Below are 14,448 nucleotides of genomic sequence, written 5' to 3'. Positions count from 1 at the left end.
CACACCGGGCGGCTGCGTTCCACGGCGCACGATGGGCGGTGCACGATGAAGCCATGACCGCCGAGCCCCCGACCCGCAGGCCCAACATCGTCTTCCTGCTGAGCGACGACCACGCGGCGCACGCCATCGGCACCTACGGCTCGGTGGTCAACCGCACCCCGCACATCGACGCGGTCGCCGCCGCGGGCGCCCGGCTCGACAACCTCTTCGCGACGAACTCGCTCTGCGCGCCGAGCCGGGCCTCGATCCTCACCGGCACCTACAGCCACGTCAACGGCGTGACGACGCTCGACACCTTCATCGACGCCTCGCAGCCGACCTTCGTCACGGCGCTGCGCGAGGCGGGCTACCGCACGGCCTTCGTCGGCAAGTGGCACATGGGTGAGGGGTCGAGCGAGGGCGTCGGTCACGACCCGCAGGGCTTCGACCACTGGGAGGCGCTCATCGACCAGGGCGAGTACCACGACCCACGCTTCCGCTCCCCGGACGGCGTCCGCGTCGAGCCGGGCTACGCCACCGAGCTCATCACCGACCTCGCCATCCGCTGGGTCGAGTCGCAGGGCGGCTCCGGCAGCGACGCCCCGTGGTGCGTGCTCGTCTGGCACAAGGCGCCGCACCGCCCGTGGGAGCCCGATGCCGCCCACGCGGGGCTGTATGCCGAGGGCGGGCCCCTCGGCGGCACGCCGATCCCGGTGCCCCCGACCTTCACCGACGACCTCGCCGGACGGTCCGACACCGCCCGGCGCGCCGCCATGCGCGTGGCCGACCACCTCACGGCGGAGGACCTCAAGCAGCCCGTGCCGGAGGGCCTCTCGGCGCAGGAGGAGGCGCTGTGGAAGTACCAGCGCTACATGGAGGACTACCTCGCGTGCGTGGCCTCGGTCGACGACAACGTCGGTCGGCTCACCGGTTGGCTCCGGGATCGCGGCGAGCTCGACGACACGATCGTCGTCTACGCCTCCGACCAGGGCTTCTTCCTCGGCGACCACGGCTGGTTCGACAAGCGCTTCATGTACGAGGAGTCGATCCGGATGCCCTTCGTGCTCTCCTACCCCCGCGCGGTGGAGCCGGGCCGGGCGCTCGACCGGATCGTCACCAACGTCGACATCGCACCGACCCTGCTCGAGGCCGCGGGAGTGCCGGTGCCCGCACGGATGCAGGGCCGGTCGTTCTGGGCCGACCTCACCGATCCCGTCGTCTCACAGGCCGACAGGGACCGCGACGACGAGGGCTTCTACTACCGCTACTGGATGCACGACGACCGCAGCCACCAGGTCGGCGCGCACTACGGCTACCGCACCCACCGCCACACGCTCATCTACTTCTACAACGACGGGCTCGGCCTGCCGGGCTGCTCGGACCGCCGCTTCGACCCCGAGTGGGAGCTCTACGACCTCGAGGCCGACCCCGACGAGCTGCACAACGTCGCCGACGACCCGGCCCACGCGCAGGTGCGGGCCGAGCTCGAGGCACGCCTGTGGCTGGCCCAGGCGGAGCTCGGCGACGAGCCCCACCCGGACCAGCCGGTCCCGCGCCTGCTCTCAGACCGGCGCTGAGGGCACGAACCACACCGCTGCCTCCGGGGCCAGCGTCGGCCCCAGGTCACCGGTGCTCGACAGCAGCGGCCGACCGGGCACGTCGACCTCGCGCGCCGAGAAGTTGACGAGGCACTCCCAGCCGTCTCTACGGGCGAAGCGCAGGACCTCGGGGTCACCGCTCTCGACCCAGGCGAAGTCGTCGTCGGTCGCCAGCGTGCGCCGCAGTGCAAGCGCCGAGCGGTACAGCTCGAGGGAGCTGCCGCGGTCGCCCGACTGCGCCGACACGGCATACGCCCCGAACCAGTCGGGCTGGGGCAGCCACGAGCCGTCGGCACCGAAGCCGAACGACGGCCCCCCGCTCGTCCACGGGAGGGGGACGCGGCAGCCGTCACGCCCCTTGAGCTCACCTCCGGTGCGCTCGAAGACCGGGTCCCGCAGGCTCTCGGCCGGCAGGTCGGCGACCTCGAGCAGGCCGAGCTCCTCGCCCTGGTAGAGGTAGGCCGAGCCCGGCAGCGCCAGCATCATCAGCGTCGCCGCGCGGGCGCGCCGCCGGGCCGTGGCCTCGTCCAGCTCGACGCCCCGACCGTCGCCGGCCAGCCAGGCGTAGAGATCGGTGTCGAGCGGCAGGGCGTAGCGCGTGGCGTGCCGGGGCACGTCGTGGCTCGAGAGCACCCACGTCATCGCCCCACCGATCTGCGAGTGCTCCCTGATCGATCGGGTGATGACGGAGCGGAACTGCTCCGGGTGCCACTGCGCCTTGAGGAGCGAGAAGTCGAAGACCTGCCCGAGCTCGTCGGGCCGCGCGTAGAGGTAGGTGCGGCTCGACGTCGGGGTCCACGTCTCCGCGACGGCCATCCGCGGCGGGTCGTACTCGTCGAAGACCTTCCTCCACGAGCGGTAGATCTCGTGCACCTCCTCGCGGTCGTAGAGCGGGTCGGTGCCGTCGAGCGGCAGCACGGCGTCGAGGTTGGGCTGGCTGCGCAGCGGGTGGGAGAGGTCCTTGGCGAGCGAGTGCGCGACGTCGATGCGGAACCCGTCGACGCCCCGGTCGGCCCAGAAGCGCAGCGTGTCCTCGAAGTAGGCGCGCACCTCCGGGTGGTCCCAGTTGAGGTCGGGCTGCTCGCGGGCGAAGAGGTGGCAGTACCACTCCCCGTCCCCGGCGCGCTGCCACGCCGAGCCACCGAAGTGCGAGCGCCAGTCGGCCGGCGGCTCGCTCCCGTCCGGTCCGGTGCCGTCGCGGAAGATGTAGCGCTCGCGCGCGGGGGAGCCCGGGCCGGCCTCGAGCGCCTCGACGAACCACGGGTGCTGGTCGGAGGTGTGGTTCGGGACGATGTCGACGACGATCCGGATGCCGAGGCGGTGCGCGTCGGCGACCACGTGGTCGAAGTCCTCGAGGGTCCCGAGCCGCGGGTCCACGTCGCGGTGGTCGGTGATGTCGTAGCCGCCGTCGGCGAGCGGCGACGGGTAGAAGGGGCTGAGCCAGATCGCGTCGACGCCCAGGGCCGCGAGGTAGGGCAGCCGGCTGCGGATGCCGGGAAGGTCACCGATGCCGTCGCCGTCGCCGTCGGCAAAGCTGCGCGGGTAGATCTGGTAGATCACCGCGCGGCGCCACCAGTCCCGGTCGGGGGTCACCGGCGTCGCGGACGCGAAGGACGTCGACATGTCGGTCAGGCTCTCTGTGACGAAGGGGGACGGCATCCGTGCTCAGCCCTTGACCGCGCCGGCGAGCATCGCCTGGATGAAGTACTTCTGGAAGACGAGGAAGACGAGGATCGTCGGCGCCATGATGAGCAGCGCGCCCGCGTTGAGCAGCACGACGTCGGTCGAGTGGGCACCGACGAAGCCCTGCAGCGCGCCGGCCATGGTGCGCTTGTCCGGGTCGTCGATGAGCACGATGGCGAGCAGGAACTGGTTCCACGTGCTGAGGAACATCAGCACCCCGAGCGAGGCCAGCGCCGGCACCGCGAGCGGCAGCTGGATGTGCCGGAACGCCTTCCACGGACCCGCCCCGTCGATCGAGCTCGACTCGGAGATCTCGGCCGGCACCGACTGGAAGTGCGTGCGCATCCAGAAGACGGCGAAGGGCATGTTGAGGCCGATGAGCGGCAGGATGAGGCCGATCTGGGTGTTGAGCAGGCCGAGCTGCTGCATCTGGTAGTAGAGCGGCACGACGACGATCTCGTAGGGCAGCGTCAGCCCGAGGAGCAGCAGCAGGAAGAAGACGTTGCCGAAGGGGATCCGCAGCTGCGCGATGGCGTAGGCGGCCATCGACGAGATGAGCATCGCGATCGGCACGACACCGAGCACGAGCACGGCGCTCGACTGCACGAGGGTCGTGATGTTCGCGACGTTCCAGGCGTCGACGAAGTTGTGCCACTGCGGGTTCGTCGGGAACGAGATGCCGGCCGGCGCGCTGCCCTGCGGCTGCAGGGCGGCCGAGAACATCGACAGGAGCGGGAAGACGGAGAAGAGCGCCGCGGCGGTGAGCAGGACGGTCTTGGGCGCGGTGTCGCGCAGGCGAGCGAGCACGGGGATCACTTCTCTCTGAAGAAGCGCTGGATGGGCAGGATGACCGCGAGCACGATGAGGCTGAGCACGACGGCGAGGGCCGACGACTGGCCGATCCGGTTCTCGGTGAAGGCGAGCTGGTAGACCTGCACGCCGGGCACCTGGGTCGAGTAGCCGGGGCCGCCCTGGGTCGACATGAAGACGACGTCGAAGCTAGCGAGGGCGGCGATGATCGTGATGGTGACGCAGACGCCGATCTCCTGGCGCAAGCCGGGCAGCGTGATGGCCCGGAACTGCTGGATGCGGTTCGCGCCGTCGAGCGAGGCGGCCTCGTAGAGGCTCGCGTCGATCTTGCCGATGCCGGCCATGAGCAGCAGCGTGCAGAGGCCGGTGGCGAGCCACGTGCCGATGATGCCGACGGCGGGCAGGGCCCACGTGAAGTCGCCGAGCCAGGCCCGCGTCAGCGACTCGAGGCCGAGCGCCCGCAGCATCTGGTTGACGGCGCCGTCGGGCGAGTACATCCACGTCCACGCGATGGCCGACGCCGCGCCGGGGATGATCTGCGGCAGGAACATCAGGGTGCGCGCCGCGCCGCCCGCCCACTTCGACCGGATCTCGCGCACGATCGAGGCCACGACGAGACCGAGCAGGACGGGCAGGAACGTGAAGAAGATGATGAGGATGAAGGAGTGCACGATCGAGGCGAGCAGCTGCGGCTCGGTGAAGACCCGGGTGTAGTTGGCGAGGCCGACCGGCGTGCTGGCACTGATGCCGTCCCAGTCGAAGAACGAGTACTGCACGGCCGTGACGATCGGGTAGAGCTCGAACACGGCGTACATGACCAGGGCGGGGAGGGCGAAGAGCCAGCCGGCCCAGCGGGCGCGGGAGCCGACCGACCGTCCCGCGGACCACCCCCCGCCCCCGCGCCGCAGGACGCGGCGCGAGGTCGGATCGGTGGCCTCGGCGACGTCGACGGGGGCCGTGAGGCCGTCGACGGTGGTCATCGCTTCAGCTCGTCTTCGTACTTGGCCTGCACGTTGGTGAGGAACTGCTCGGGCGTCGAGCTGCCCCCGAGGAGCAGCTGGCTCTCGGGCGTCCACGCGCGGTTGCTGATGCCGGCCGTCGCGTTCTGCACGAAGGGCACCTGGCCGCCGGCCGCGGAGACGTCGCCGAAGGCCTTTGTCACGTCACCGAGCACCGAGCCGCTCTTGATGGACGGGGCCGCCTGCGAGCTGAGGCCGCTCGGCATGAAGCCGTTGTCGACGGCGATCTGGCGGGCCTCGTCGCTCGAGAGGAAGTCGAGGAAGGCCGCGGCGGCGTCCTTGTTCGCCGACTTCGACGGGATGCCGAAGGCGGTGGCGGCGTCGGACATCGCGGCGACCTGCCCGCCGGCCGTCGCGGGCGGCATCGGGAAGAAGCCGACCTGGCCGGGCATCGTCGTGTCGAGGTTGGCCGCGTCCCAGTTGCCCCACGGGAAGAAGAGGCCCTTGCCGGAGGCGAAGAGTGCGTCGGCCGCGGTGGCGTCGAGGGCGTTGACCGAGGCCGGGAAGAGCCCGGCGGAGTTCCAGCCCTGCACCGTCTTCGCGGCGGCGACGGCCTCCGGGGTGTTGATCGTCGCACCGGGGGCGTTGAAGACCCACTGCGAGACCTTCTCGGGGCCCATCGCGGAGTTGAGGAGCAGCTGGATCGGGAAGACGCCACCGCCCTCCTTGTTGTGCACGACCATGCCGGTCAGCCCGGCCGCCTTGGCCTTGTCCATGTAGCCGACGAGCTCGTCGACCGTCTTCGGCGGCGAGCTCATGCCGACCTGAGCCGCGAGCTTCTTGTTGTAGTAGAGGCCCGTCATCGTGAAGCCGCTCGCCTTGGCGTAGAGCGAGCCGGAGCCGGCCACGCCGTCCTTCGCGCGGAACTGCGCGAGCTGCGAGGGGGGCAGCTCGTCCCAGCCGTATGCCGTCGCGTACGCGTCGAGGTTCGTCAGCAGGCCGTTCTTCGTGCCCGCCGTCACGGAGATGACGCGCACGAGGTCGGGCGGCGTGGCCGAGGCGAGCTGGCGCGGCTGGTTCTGCGTCGTCACGTTGTCGGGGTCGTAGGTCGGCGTGATCGTCACGGTGGGGTGCTTCTTCGTGAACGCGGCGATGAGCGCGTCGTCGACCGCCTTGAGGCCCTGGCCGTCGTAGAGCTTGAGGGTGACGGGGGCCGTGCCGAGCGACGTGCTGACCGAGGTCGGCGTCGAGTTCGCGGCCGCGCCTCCGGATGCCGCCGGGCCGGGCGCCGAGCACGCGGCCGCGCCGGCGACCCCGAGGACGCCGAGCATCCCGAGGATCGTCCGTCGGGTGGGACGGGAGAGCTGTGCTGCGACCTGCATGGTGATCCTCCTGCGCCGTTGAAGGGCCGGGGCCTCGTGCCTCCGGCGGTGCGTCCCCGTCGAGCGGCGGCCTTGGGACCGATGCTGGAAACGCTTCCAGTTTCGAGAGTGAGGCTCACCGGGCGCGCTGTCAAGAGCTCCCGTGGGGAATCTCGTGGCTGAACGCTCCCAACCTCGCGATCAAGGCAGAACTCGACCATGGATCTGGTGGGAGCGTTTCCAGTGGCCTAGGGTGGGACAGGTGACGGACGCGACACCGCCGAAGGTGACCCTCGTCGACATCGCGCGCCTCGCGGGCGTCGGCGTCGGCACGGCCTCTCGCGCTTTGAGCAACGCGAAGAACGTCGCGCCGGCCACCCGGGAGCGCGTGCTGCGCGTGGCCGAGGAGCACCACTACGTCGTCTCCCCCGAGGCGTCCCGGCTCGCCAAGGGCAACACCGGCCGCGTCGCGCTCGTCGTGCCGCACCTCTCGCGCTGGTTCTTCGGGGCCGTCGTCGAGGGGCTCGGCTCGGTGCTGCGCGGGGCGGAGCTCGACGTGCTGCTCTACCAGGTGGGCGACGTCGCCGACCGGCAGGACTTCTTCGACCGGCTGCCCGCGCGCCGCAAGGTCGACGCCGTCGTCGTCATCGGCTTCCAGGTCGAGGAGGCCGAGCGCACCCGCCTCGAGACCATGGGCGTGCACATCGTGGCGGCCGGTGGCCAGTGGGCGAGCTACCCCTCGGTGCACATCGACGACCACGAGGCGAGCCGCCAGGCCGTCGACCACCTGCTCCACCTCGGCCACACCCGCATCGGCATGCTCGAGGCGCTCGACCCGGACCAGCCACGGCTGCGTTCGACCCGCTCCCCGGCGTACTACGAGGCCCTCGAGCGCGCCGGCATCCCCGTCGACCCGAGCATCGTCGTGACCGCGCCGTGGGGCGGCGAGCACGGCGCGGCCTCGATGAGCCGGCTGCTCGGCCACCCGGACCCTCCCACCGCGGTCTTCGCGCACTCCGACGAGGTGGCCCTCGGTGCGATGCGCACGCTGCGCCGGGCCGGGCTGCGCCCCGGCACCGACCTCTCCGTGGTCGGCATCGACGACCATCCGCTCGCCGAGCTGTGCGACCTGACGACCGTGCGGCAGCAGCCGGGCGAGCAGGGCGCCATCGCCGGGCGCCTGCTGCTCGACCTGCTGGCGGGCGGCGCCGCGCCGCACCGCTCCACGACGGTGCCGACCGAGCTCGTCGTCCGCGGGAGCACGGCCCCACCCCGCCCGACGGGCCGGCCCTGAGGGGTGGCCCTGAGGGGTGGCCCTGAGGGGTGGCCCTGAGGGGTGGCCCTGAGGGGTGGCTCTGAGGGGTGGCTCTGAGGGGTGGCTCTGGGCGCCGGAGGCCGCGGCGTGGCGCGGGCGGCTCGACCGCTGCGTCAGTGACCCGCGAAACGGGTCACTGACGCAGTGACCGGAGGACGAGGTCCCAAAGGAAGGTCCGGAGGTGTGGTCCGGAGGTGTGGTCCGGGGTGTGGTCGAGCGCTCAGTCGGCGAGGGCGCGCTCGGCGGCGTCCTCGAGCCGCGCGACGGCCTTGGTGGCGCGGCGCTCGAGCCGCGCCACGGCGCGCTCCTCGTCGGCCTCGAGGTGGCCGAGCAGGAAGGCGGCCGCCTCACCGGCCCCCTCGTCGAGCGCGAGGTGGCGGAGCGTGCCCACGGCGACGGTCCCGTCGTGGTGGTCGCCGAGCACGGTCTGCACCTCCTCGGCGCGACTGGCCAGGCGACGCACCCGCTTGCCCGTCACGGGGGCGACGGCCTCGGCGGCGTAGCGCAGGCGCTTGACCGCCTTGCGCAGCTCGTGGAGGCGCGCGGCGACCGGCTCCGACGGCCGCTTCGGGCCCAGGCGGTCCTCGTCGACGGGCAGGCCCTCCCCGGCCCGACGCGCGGCCCGCGACTCGGCCACGGCCTCGCGGGCGGCCGCCACGCGGCGGCGCACGCGCTCCACCTCGTGCTGCAGCACCTCCGCCGCCACCTCTTCGGCCGGGCGTGCGGCCTCGTCGGTGAAGGGCGGCGTGGCCACGATCGCGTCGAGCAGCGCCAGCGCCGCCGCGAACCGCTCCGAGCCGAGCGTGTCGTCGACCGCGTCGGAGGCGGCCACGGCATCGAGCCGCATCCGGGCGCGCAGGCCCGAGACCGCCTCGCCGAGCCCCGCCGGCCGCCCGGCCCCGAGCAGCCTCTCGGTCAGCTCCGCCACGACCTCGGCGTCGCGCGCGGAGCCCAGACGGCCGGCGGCCCACCGCAGCTCGTCGCGCAGCGGCTCGGTCACCCCGGGGTCGACGAGGGAGCGGAACGAGGAGAGCGCGCTGCGGAGGCGGCGCATCGCCACGCGCACGTCGTGCAGCCCGGTCGGCTGCCCCGCCCGCGCTGCGGCCTCGGCCGACCTCAGCGCACCGCGCTGCTCGGTCAGGCGCTGGTGCAGCAGGGAACCGGCCGACGGCATAGGCCATGTCTACCCAGCCGGGGGCCTCCGCGTCCCCACTTCGCCGGAACCTGTGAACCCTCGGCAGCCCTCCCGCTCGGGCCGATCGAAACGTAGAGTCGCAAGGGTGGCCCGGGTCTCCGCTCCACCCGCCCCCGACGCCGCCGCCCCCGGGCCCGGTGCCAGGGTCTCCGCGCCCCCGCACGGGCTGCTCGACCGGGACGGTCCGGACGAACCGGCACGGGCCGACCCACCCGGGCGGTGGGCCCGCGGACGGCGCCGTCTCGCCGCCGTGCCGCGTCGCGCGTGGTGGTGGGCGCTCGCGGCGCTCCTCGTCGTCGCCGTCGCCGGCACGTATGCCGTGACGCGGCCGCCGGGTCCACCCGTGCTGACGCAGCGCGACGTCGACGTGAGCGTGCAGCGCGGCCTGGCGAGGCAGGCGGAGGCCGACGCTGCCGCGCCCGCGGACGGCTCGGTCGCGCACGCGGCGATCGCCCCCTCGCTCGTGCTCATCCAGACGGAGGACACCGTCGCCGGCCGGGCCCGCGAGGGCAGCGGCGCGGGAGTCGTCGTCAACGAGGACGGCACGGTGCTGACGGCCCTGCACGTCGTCGACGGCTCGACCGCCATCACCGTGACGTTCGCCGACGGCACCCGGTCGCCGGCCAAGGTCGCGAACGAGCAGCCCGAGAACGACATCGCGACCCTCACCCCGTCGCGGCTGCCCGAGACCGTCGTGCCCGCGACGCTCGGCGGCGGCGTGCAGGTGGGCACCCCGGTCTTCGCCGTCGGGCACCCGCTCGGGCTCGTCGACTCGCTGTCGGCCGGGGTCGTGTCGGCGCTCGACCGCTCGGTGCGCGTCGAGGGCAGCCGCCGGCTCGACCACCTCATCCAGATCGACGCCGCGGTCAACCCGGGCAACTCCGGCGGGCCGCTGCTCGACCGGGCCGGCCAGGTCGTCGGCATCGTCACGGGCCTCGCCAACCCCACCGACGAAAGCCTCTTCGTCGGCATCGGCTTCGCGGTGCCGATCTCGACCGCCGGCGGGGCCGCGGGCAGCCCGCCCCGCTGACACCGCACGGGCACGCCCAAGGCGCTCCCGGCATACGCGATCGACCCGAACGACGTGCACGACCTGAACGACTGGACGATCTGAACGACTGGACGATCGGAACGACTGGACGACCCGGACGACGAGGAGGACGAGATGGACGGTGACGCACCGACCGGTCGGGCGGCGCTCGAGCAGGCGCTCTACGAGGTGAAGCGCACCATCGTCGGGCAGGACGTGCTCGTCGAGCGCATGCTCGTCGCGCTCCTGGCGCGCGGCCACCTGCTCGTCGAGGGCGTGCCGGGGCTCGCCAAGACGATGGCGATCAAGACCCTCGCGCAGGCCATCGGCGGCGAGTTCCAGCGCATCCAGTTCACGCCCGACCTCGTGCCCGCCGACCTCGTCGGCACCCGGATCTACAACCAGAGGGACGGCGAGTTCCAGGTCTCGCTCGGGCCGGTCTTCGCCAACCTCGTGCTCGCCGACGAGATCAACCGCGCGCCGGCCAAGGTGCAGAGCGCGCTGCTGGAGGTCATGCAGGAGCGGCAGGTGACGATCGGGCGCGAGACGTTCTCGGCACCCGACCCGTTCCTCGTCATGGCGACGCAGAACCCCATCGAGTCCGAGGGCACGTATGCGTTGCCGGAGGCGCAGGTCGACCGCTTCATGCTCAAGGTGCTCATCGGATACCCCTCTGCCGCAGAGGAGTTCGTCGTCGTCGAGCGCCAGATCGCCTCGGCGGTCGCGACCGTTCAGGTGCTCGACGCAGAGATGCTGCGCGGCTTCCAGCGCCAGGCCGACGCCGTCTACGTCGACCCCGCCGTCATCGAGTACGCCGTCCGGCTCGCCACCGCGACCCGCGAGCCTGCGGGCGTCGGCCGCGACGACCTCGCCCGGCTGCTCACCTACGGCGCGAGCCCGCGCGCGTCGATCAACCTCGTGCTCGCGGCCCGCGCGCTGGCCTTCCTCCGCGGTCGCGACCACGCCCTGCCCGACGACGTGCGCGAGCTCGCGCGCGACGTGCTGCGCCACCGGATCGTGCTCTCCTACGAGGCGCTCGCCGAGGACCTCTCGCCCGACGACGTGCTGACGCCGCTGCTCGCGGCCGTGCCCGTGCCGACGGCGCCGATGCGCGAGCGGTCGCCCCAGGTCGACGACGCAGGGCCGGCGGGTGGGGCTGCGGGTGGGGCGACGGCTGACTCCTTCGGCAGCCCGGCAGCCGAGAGCGCGACATGGACGCGACCGCCGCGCTGAGCGCCGAGAGCCTGCTCCTGCGCCTCGAGTGGCGGGTGGTGCGGCGGCTCGACGGCCGGCTCCAGGGGGACTACCGCAGCCTCTTCCGCGGGTCGGGACTCGACTTCACCGACCTGCGCGAGTACGCGCCGGGCGACGACCTGCGCCACATCGAGTGGAACGTCACGGCCCGCCTCGACGAGCCCTACGTGCGCGAGTTCGTCGAGGACCGCGAGCTGACCGCGTGGCTGCTGCTCGACGACTCGGCGTCGATGGGCTTCGGGCCGGTCGACCGGCAGAAGGACCTCGTGCTCGCCGAGGTGGCCACGGTGCTCGCGCACGTGCTCGTGCGCGGGGGCGGCCGCGTCGGGGCGATCGTGCTCGACCGCACGGTCGAGCTCGTCGTGCCCCCGGCGTCGGGCCGCACGCAGGTGCTGCGCATCGCGAAGACCCTCCTCGACCGCCGCGAGTCGCGCTCGGACGTGCCGGGCCCACCGTCGCCGGCCACGGGCCGGGGGCGACTCGCGGCGCTCGGACGACGGGCTCGGGGCCGACGTGCTGGCACCACGCGCGACGGGCGTCACACGGCACACGCGGACGCCGGGGTGACCGACCTGTCGGTGCTGCTGACGGCGGCGGCCGGCATCGCCCGGCGGCGCTCGCTCGTGCTCGTCGTGTCGGACTTCATCTCCGTGGACGGCTGGGAGGCGCCGCTCGCGCGACTGGCGCGGCGGCACGAGGTGGTCGCGCTGCAGGTGCTCGACCCGCGCGAGAGCGAGCTGCCCGACGCCGGTGGCGTCTACGTCGAGGACGCGGAGACGGGCGAGCAGATCTTCGTCGACACGAGCGACGTGGCGTTCCGTCAGCGGCTGGCAGCGGTCACCGCGGAGCGGCAGGCCGACCTCGAGGCGCGCGCGACGAGGGCCGGGGTCGACCTGCACGTCGTGCGCACGGACGACGACCTCGTGCGGACGCTTCTGCGCGTCGCCGAGCTGCGGCGCCGGAGACGGCGGTGACGGGGGTGTCGGGGATGAGTGTGGTGTCGGGGATGAGCGGTGTGTCGGGGATGAGCGGGGTGTCGGGGATGAGCGGGGTGTCGCTGACCTGGCCCTGGGCGCTCGCGGGGCTGCTGCTCGTGCCGCTGCTCGTCGCCGGCTACCGACGCGCACTGCGCTCGCAGGAGGTGCGGTGGCGCGAGCTCGCGGCGCAGGGGCTCGTCGTGGCGCGGCCGCGGGGTCGGGGGCGCCACGTCGGGCCGGCGCTGCTGCTGACGGCGGTCACCGTGCTGCTGCTCTCGCTGACGCGACCGGTGGCGGCCGTCGCGGAGCCGCACCGCGAGGGCACCGTGGTGCTCGCCGTCGACGTGTCGAACAGCATGGCGGCGACGGACGTGAAGCCGTCGCGGCTCGAGGCGGCCAAGGCTGCGGCGCGCGCCCTCGTGGCGCGCCAACCGGCATCCGTGCGGATCGCGGTCGTGGCGTTCGGCGGCACGGGCCTGGTGACCCAGCGCCCGACCGACGACCGCGCCGCGGTGCTCGCGGCGGTGGCGCGCCTGCGGCCGGCGGGGGACACCTCGCTCGCGGACGGCATCCTCGGCGGGCTCGGCGCGATCGTCGGCAAGCCCGTCAAGCCGCCCGGCGACGCGGAACGGGGCGCGGCCGACGAGACGCCCATCGGCTACCACGGCGGCACGGCGATCGTGCTGCTCACCGACGGCGAGGACACGACGGAGGGCGGGCCGAAGGCCGCAGCCGAGCTCGCGTCGGCCGCGGGGGTGCGCATCGAGCCGGTCGGACTCGGCACCCCGGCGGGCGCGACGATCTCGGTCGACGGCTTCAGCATCGCGACGGCGCTCGACGAGACGGCGCTGCAGCAGGTGGCGGACACGACCGGGGGGACGTACCGGCGGGCGACGGACGCGGCCTCGCTCGCCGCGGTCTACGACGCCGTCGAGCTGCAGTGGACGACGAGGACCGTGCCGCACGAGGTGACCTCGTGGGTGGCGGCGTTCGCGGCGCTGCTGCTCCTCGGCGGGGCGACGATCTCGGTGCTGCGGCAGGGGCGGGTGGTCTGACGTGTCGTTCGGGGTGCCGCTGCTGCTGGTCTCGCTGGCCTTCGTGCCGGCGCTCCTCGCGGTCTACGGGTGGCAGCTGCGCCGCCGGCGCAGCCAGGTCGTGCGGTTCTCGAACGTCGCGGTGCTGCGGGCCGCCGGCGCCGGGACGGGGTCGTGGCGGCGGCACGTGCCGATCGCGCTCGTGCTCGGCGCGCTCGCGCTGCTCGGGCTGGCGGCCGCACGGCCGACCGTGCGGGCGCAGGTGCCGACGTCGAGCTCGACGATCATCCTCGCACTCGACGTGTCGGGGTCGATGTGTGCCACCGACGTGGCGCCGAACCGGCTCAGCGCCGCGCAGGCTGCCGTGCGCACGTTCGTCGAGGGCCAGGACGACGAGACGAAAGTGGGCCTCGTCGTCTTCTCCGGCTTCGCCCAGCTCGCGGTGGCCCCGACGGCCGACCGCGACGAGCTGCTCGCGGCGCTCGACGCGGTCTCGACCGGGCGCGGCACGACGATCGGCGCGGCGATCCTCCGCTCGATCGACGCGATCGCCGAGCTCGACCCGAACGTCGCCCCGGCCGACGTGGTCGACGAGCCCACGGGCGACGGGCCGGCTGCGTCCGACCCGTCGCCCACGCCGACACCGTCGCCGTCGTCGACCGGCGGTGGCGCGGCGGGCGGGCCGGGCGGCGCCAGGGCCGACGTGGCGCCCGAGATCGTCGTGCTGCTGACCGACGGGGCGAACACGCGCGGCGTCACGCCCGGCGAGGCGGCCGAGCAGGCCGCGGCGCGGGGCGTGCGGGTCTATCCGATCGGCTTCGGCACGGCGAACCCGACCCAGCTGGCGTGCACCCCGGACCAGTACGGCGGCGTCGTCCCGCGCGGACGCGACCTCGGCGGGTTCGGCGGGTTCGGCGGGTTCGGTGGTGTGGGTGGGGGCTCGTCGGGCGGGCGCAACTTCCTCGTCGTCGACGAGGTGGCGCTCAAGCAGGTGGCGCAGACCACCGGCGGCGAGTACTTCGCCGCGACGGACGCCGACGGCCTCAGGCAGGTGCTCGCCGACCTGCCGAAGCACGTGACCGTGAGCGAGCAGGACGTCGACCTCAGCGCGGCCGCGGGGGTGCTTGCCGCAGTGCTGCTGCTGGCCGGCATGGTGGTCTCCCTCCGCCGCGCGACGAGCTAGGTGTACTCGGTCATGACGTTGGTGACAGACGGCTGACGGGTGGGAGTCCCTTCAGGGCGGTGTGGCGTCG

The 14,448-nt window shown here is 73.3% G+C and carries 12 protein-coding genes; 7 read left to right on the top strand and 5 right to left on the bottom strand.

What is annotated here, in order from left to right; genetic code table 11:
- Positions 1–53: 53 nt before the first annotated feature.
- Positions 54–1,556, top strand: a complete 1,503-nt coding sequence (locus tag ABD979_RS18435; protein ID WP_345508978.1) for a sulfatase family protein — start codon at positions 54–56, stop codon at positions 1,554–1,556.
- On the opposite strand, the gene ABD979_RS18430 is transcribed toward ABD979_RS18435, so the two are convergent.
- The 4 genes from ABD979_RS18430 to ABD979_RS18415 are packed head-to-tail and all read right to left on the bottom strand — an operon-like array spanning position 1,542 to position 6,411.
- A complete protein-coding gene (locus tag ABD979_RS18430) occupies positions 1,542–3,200 on the bottom strand; it encodes a glycoside hydrolase family 13 protein (protein WP_345508977.1) in 1,659 nt (552 codons plus the stop codon). The genes ABD979_RS18435 and ABD979_RS18430 overlap by 15 nt on opposite strands.
- 42 nt (positions 3,201–3,242) lie before the next feature.
- Positions 3,243–4,067, bottom strand: coding sequence for a carbohydrate ABC transporter permease (locus tag ABD979_RS18425; RefSeq protein WP_345508976.1), 825 nt, complete (start codon positions 4,065–4,067; stop codon positions 3,243–3,245).
- A 5-nt stretch (positions 4,068–4,072) separates the two neighbouring features.
- Entirely contained in the window at positions 4,073–5,050 is a 978-nt protein-coding gene (locus ABD979_RS18420; RefSeq protein ID WP_345508975.1) for a carbohydrate ABC transporter permease, read from the bottom strand.
- Positions 5,047–6,411, bottom strand: coding sequence for an ABC transporter substrate-binding protein (locus ABD979_RS18415; RefSeq protein ID WP_345508974.1), 1,365 nt, complete (start codon positions 6,409–6,411; stop codon positions 5,047–5,049). The genes ABD979_RS18420 and ABD979_RS18415 overlap by 4 nt, the downstream gene beginning before the upstream one ends.
- A gap of 241 nt (positions 6,412–6,652) precedes the next feature.
- Here ABD979_RS18415 and ABD979_RS18410 point away from each other — a divergent pair, with 241 nt between their 5' ends.
- On the top strand, positions 6,653–7,684 hold the full coding sequence (locus ABD979_RS18410; RefSeq protein ID WP_345508973.1) for a LacI family DNA-binding transcriptional regulator: 1,032 nt from the start codon (positions 6,653–6,655) through the stop codon (positions 7,682–7,684).
- A gap of 241 nt (positions 7,685–7,925) precedes the next feature.
- Here ABD979_RS18410 and ABD979_RS18405 read toward each other — a convergent pair whose 3' ends face one another.
- A complete protein-coding gene (locus tag ABD979_RS18405) occupies positions 7,926–8,879 on the bottom strand; it encodes a CHAD domain-containing protein (protein ID WP_345508972.1) in 954 nt (317 codons plus the stop codon).
- Between the two features lie 106 nt (positions 8,880–8,985).
- Between ABD979_RS18405 and ABD979_RS18400 the strand changes: the two genes are divergently transcribed.
- The 5 genes from ABD979_RS18400 to ABD979_RS18380 all read left to right on the top strand — a co-directional run bounded on the left by ABD979_RS18400 (position 8,986) and on the right by ABD979_RS18380 (position 14,378).
- The gene (locus tag ABD979_RS18400; protein ID WP_345508971.1) at positions 8,986–9,930 is read left to right on the top strand and encodes a S1C family serine protease; all 945 of its coding nucleotides are present in this window, start codon (positions 8,986–8,988) and stop codon (positions 9,928–9,930) included.
- Between the two features lie 135 nt (positions 9,931–10,065).
- Positions 10,066–11,163, top strand: coding sequence for an AAA family ATPase (locus ABD979_RS18395; RefSeq protein ID WP_345508970.1), 1,098 nt, complete (start codon positions 10,066–10,068; stop codon positions 11,161–11,163).
- A complete protein-coding gene (locus ABD979_RS18390; RefSeq protein ID WP_345508969.1) occupies positions 11,142–12,158 on the top strand; it encodes a DUF58 domain-containing protein in 1,017 nt (338 codons plus the stop codon). Before ABD979_RS18395 ends, ABD979_RS18390 begins: the two co-directional genes overlap by 22 nt.
- Before the next feature lie 32 nt (positions 12,159–12,190).
- Positions 12,191–13,216, top strand: a complete 1,026-nt coding sequence (locus ABD979_RS18385) for a VWA domain-containing protein (RefSeq protein ID WP_345508968.1) — start codon at positions 12,191–12,193, stop codon at positions 13,214–13,216.
- A 13-nt stretch (positions 13,217–13,229) separates the two neighbouring features.
- Positions 13,230–14,378 carry a VWA domain-containing protein gene (locus ABD979_RS18380; RefSeq protein ID WP_345508967.1) on the top strand — a complete coding sequence of 383 codons (1,149 nt, stop codon included), beginning with the start codon at positions 13,230–13,232 and terminating at the stop codon, positions 14,376–14,378.
- Positions 14,379–14,448: the final 70 nt, after the last annotated feature.

This window comes from Terrabacter aeriphilus (assembly GCF_039542985.1).
Lineage (GTDB): Bacteria > Actinomycetota > Actinomycetes > Actinomycetales > Dermatophilaceae > Terrabacter > Terrabacter aeriphilus.
The sequence above is the reverse complement of the archived record's forward strand: the minus strand, read 5'-3'. Positions and strand labels throughout refer to the sequence as shown.

Bases quoted from the DNA above. Each gene is read 5' to 3' on its own strand.
- ABD979_RS18435 (WP_345508978.1), top strand. From the start codon at position 54: ATGACCGCCGAGCCCCCGACCCGCAGGCCCAACATCGTCTTCCTGCTG.
- ABD979_RS18430 (WP_345508977.1), bottom strand. From the start codon at position 3,200: ATGTCGACGTCCTTCGCGTCCGCGACGCCGGTGACCCCCGACCGGGAC.
- ABD979_RS18420 (WP_345508975.1), bottom strand. From the start codon at position 5,050: ATGACCACCGTCGACGGCCTCACGGCCCCCGTCGACGTCGCCGAGGCC.
- ABD979_RS18415 (WP_345508974.1), bottom strand. From the start codon at position 6,411: ATGCAGGTCGCAGCACAGCTCTCCCGTCCCACCCGACGGACGATCCTC.
- ABD979_RS18405 (WP_345508972.1), bottom strand. From the start codon at position 8,879: ATGCCGTCGGCCGGTTCCCTGCTGCACCAGCGCCTGACCGAGCAGCGC.
- ABD979_RS18395 (WP_345508970.1), top strand. From the start codon at position 10,066: ATGGACGGTGACGCACCGACCGGTCGGGCGGCGCTCGAGCAGGCGCTC.
- ABD979_RS18390 (WP_345508969.1), top strand. From the start codon at position 11,142: ATGGACGCGACCGCCGCGCTGAGCGCCGAGAGCCTGCTCCTGCGCCTC.
- ABD979_RS18385 (WP_345508968.1), top strand. From the start codon at position 12,191: ATGAGCGGTGTGTCGGGGATGAGCGGGGTGTCGGGGATGAGCGGGGTG.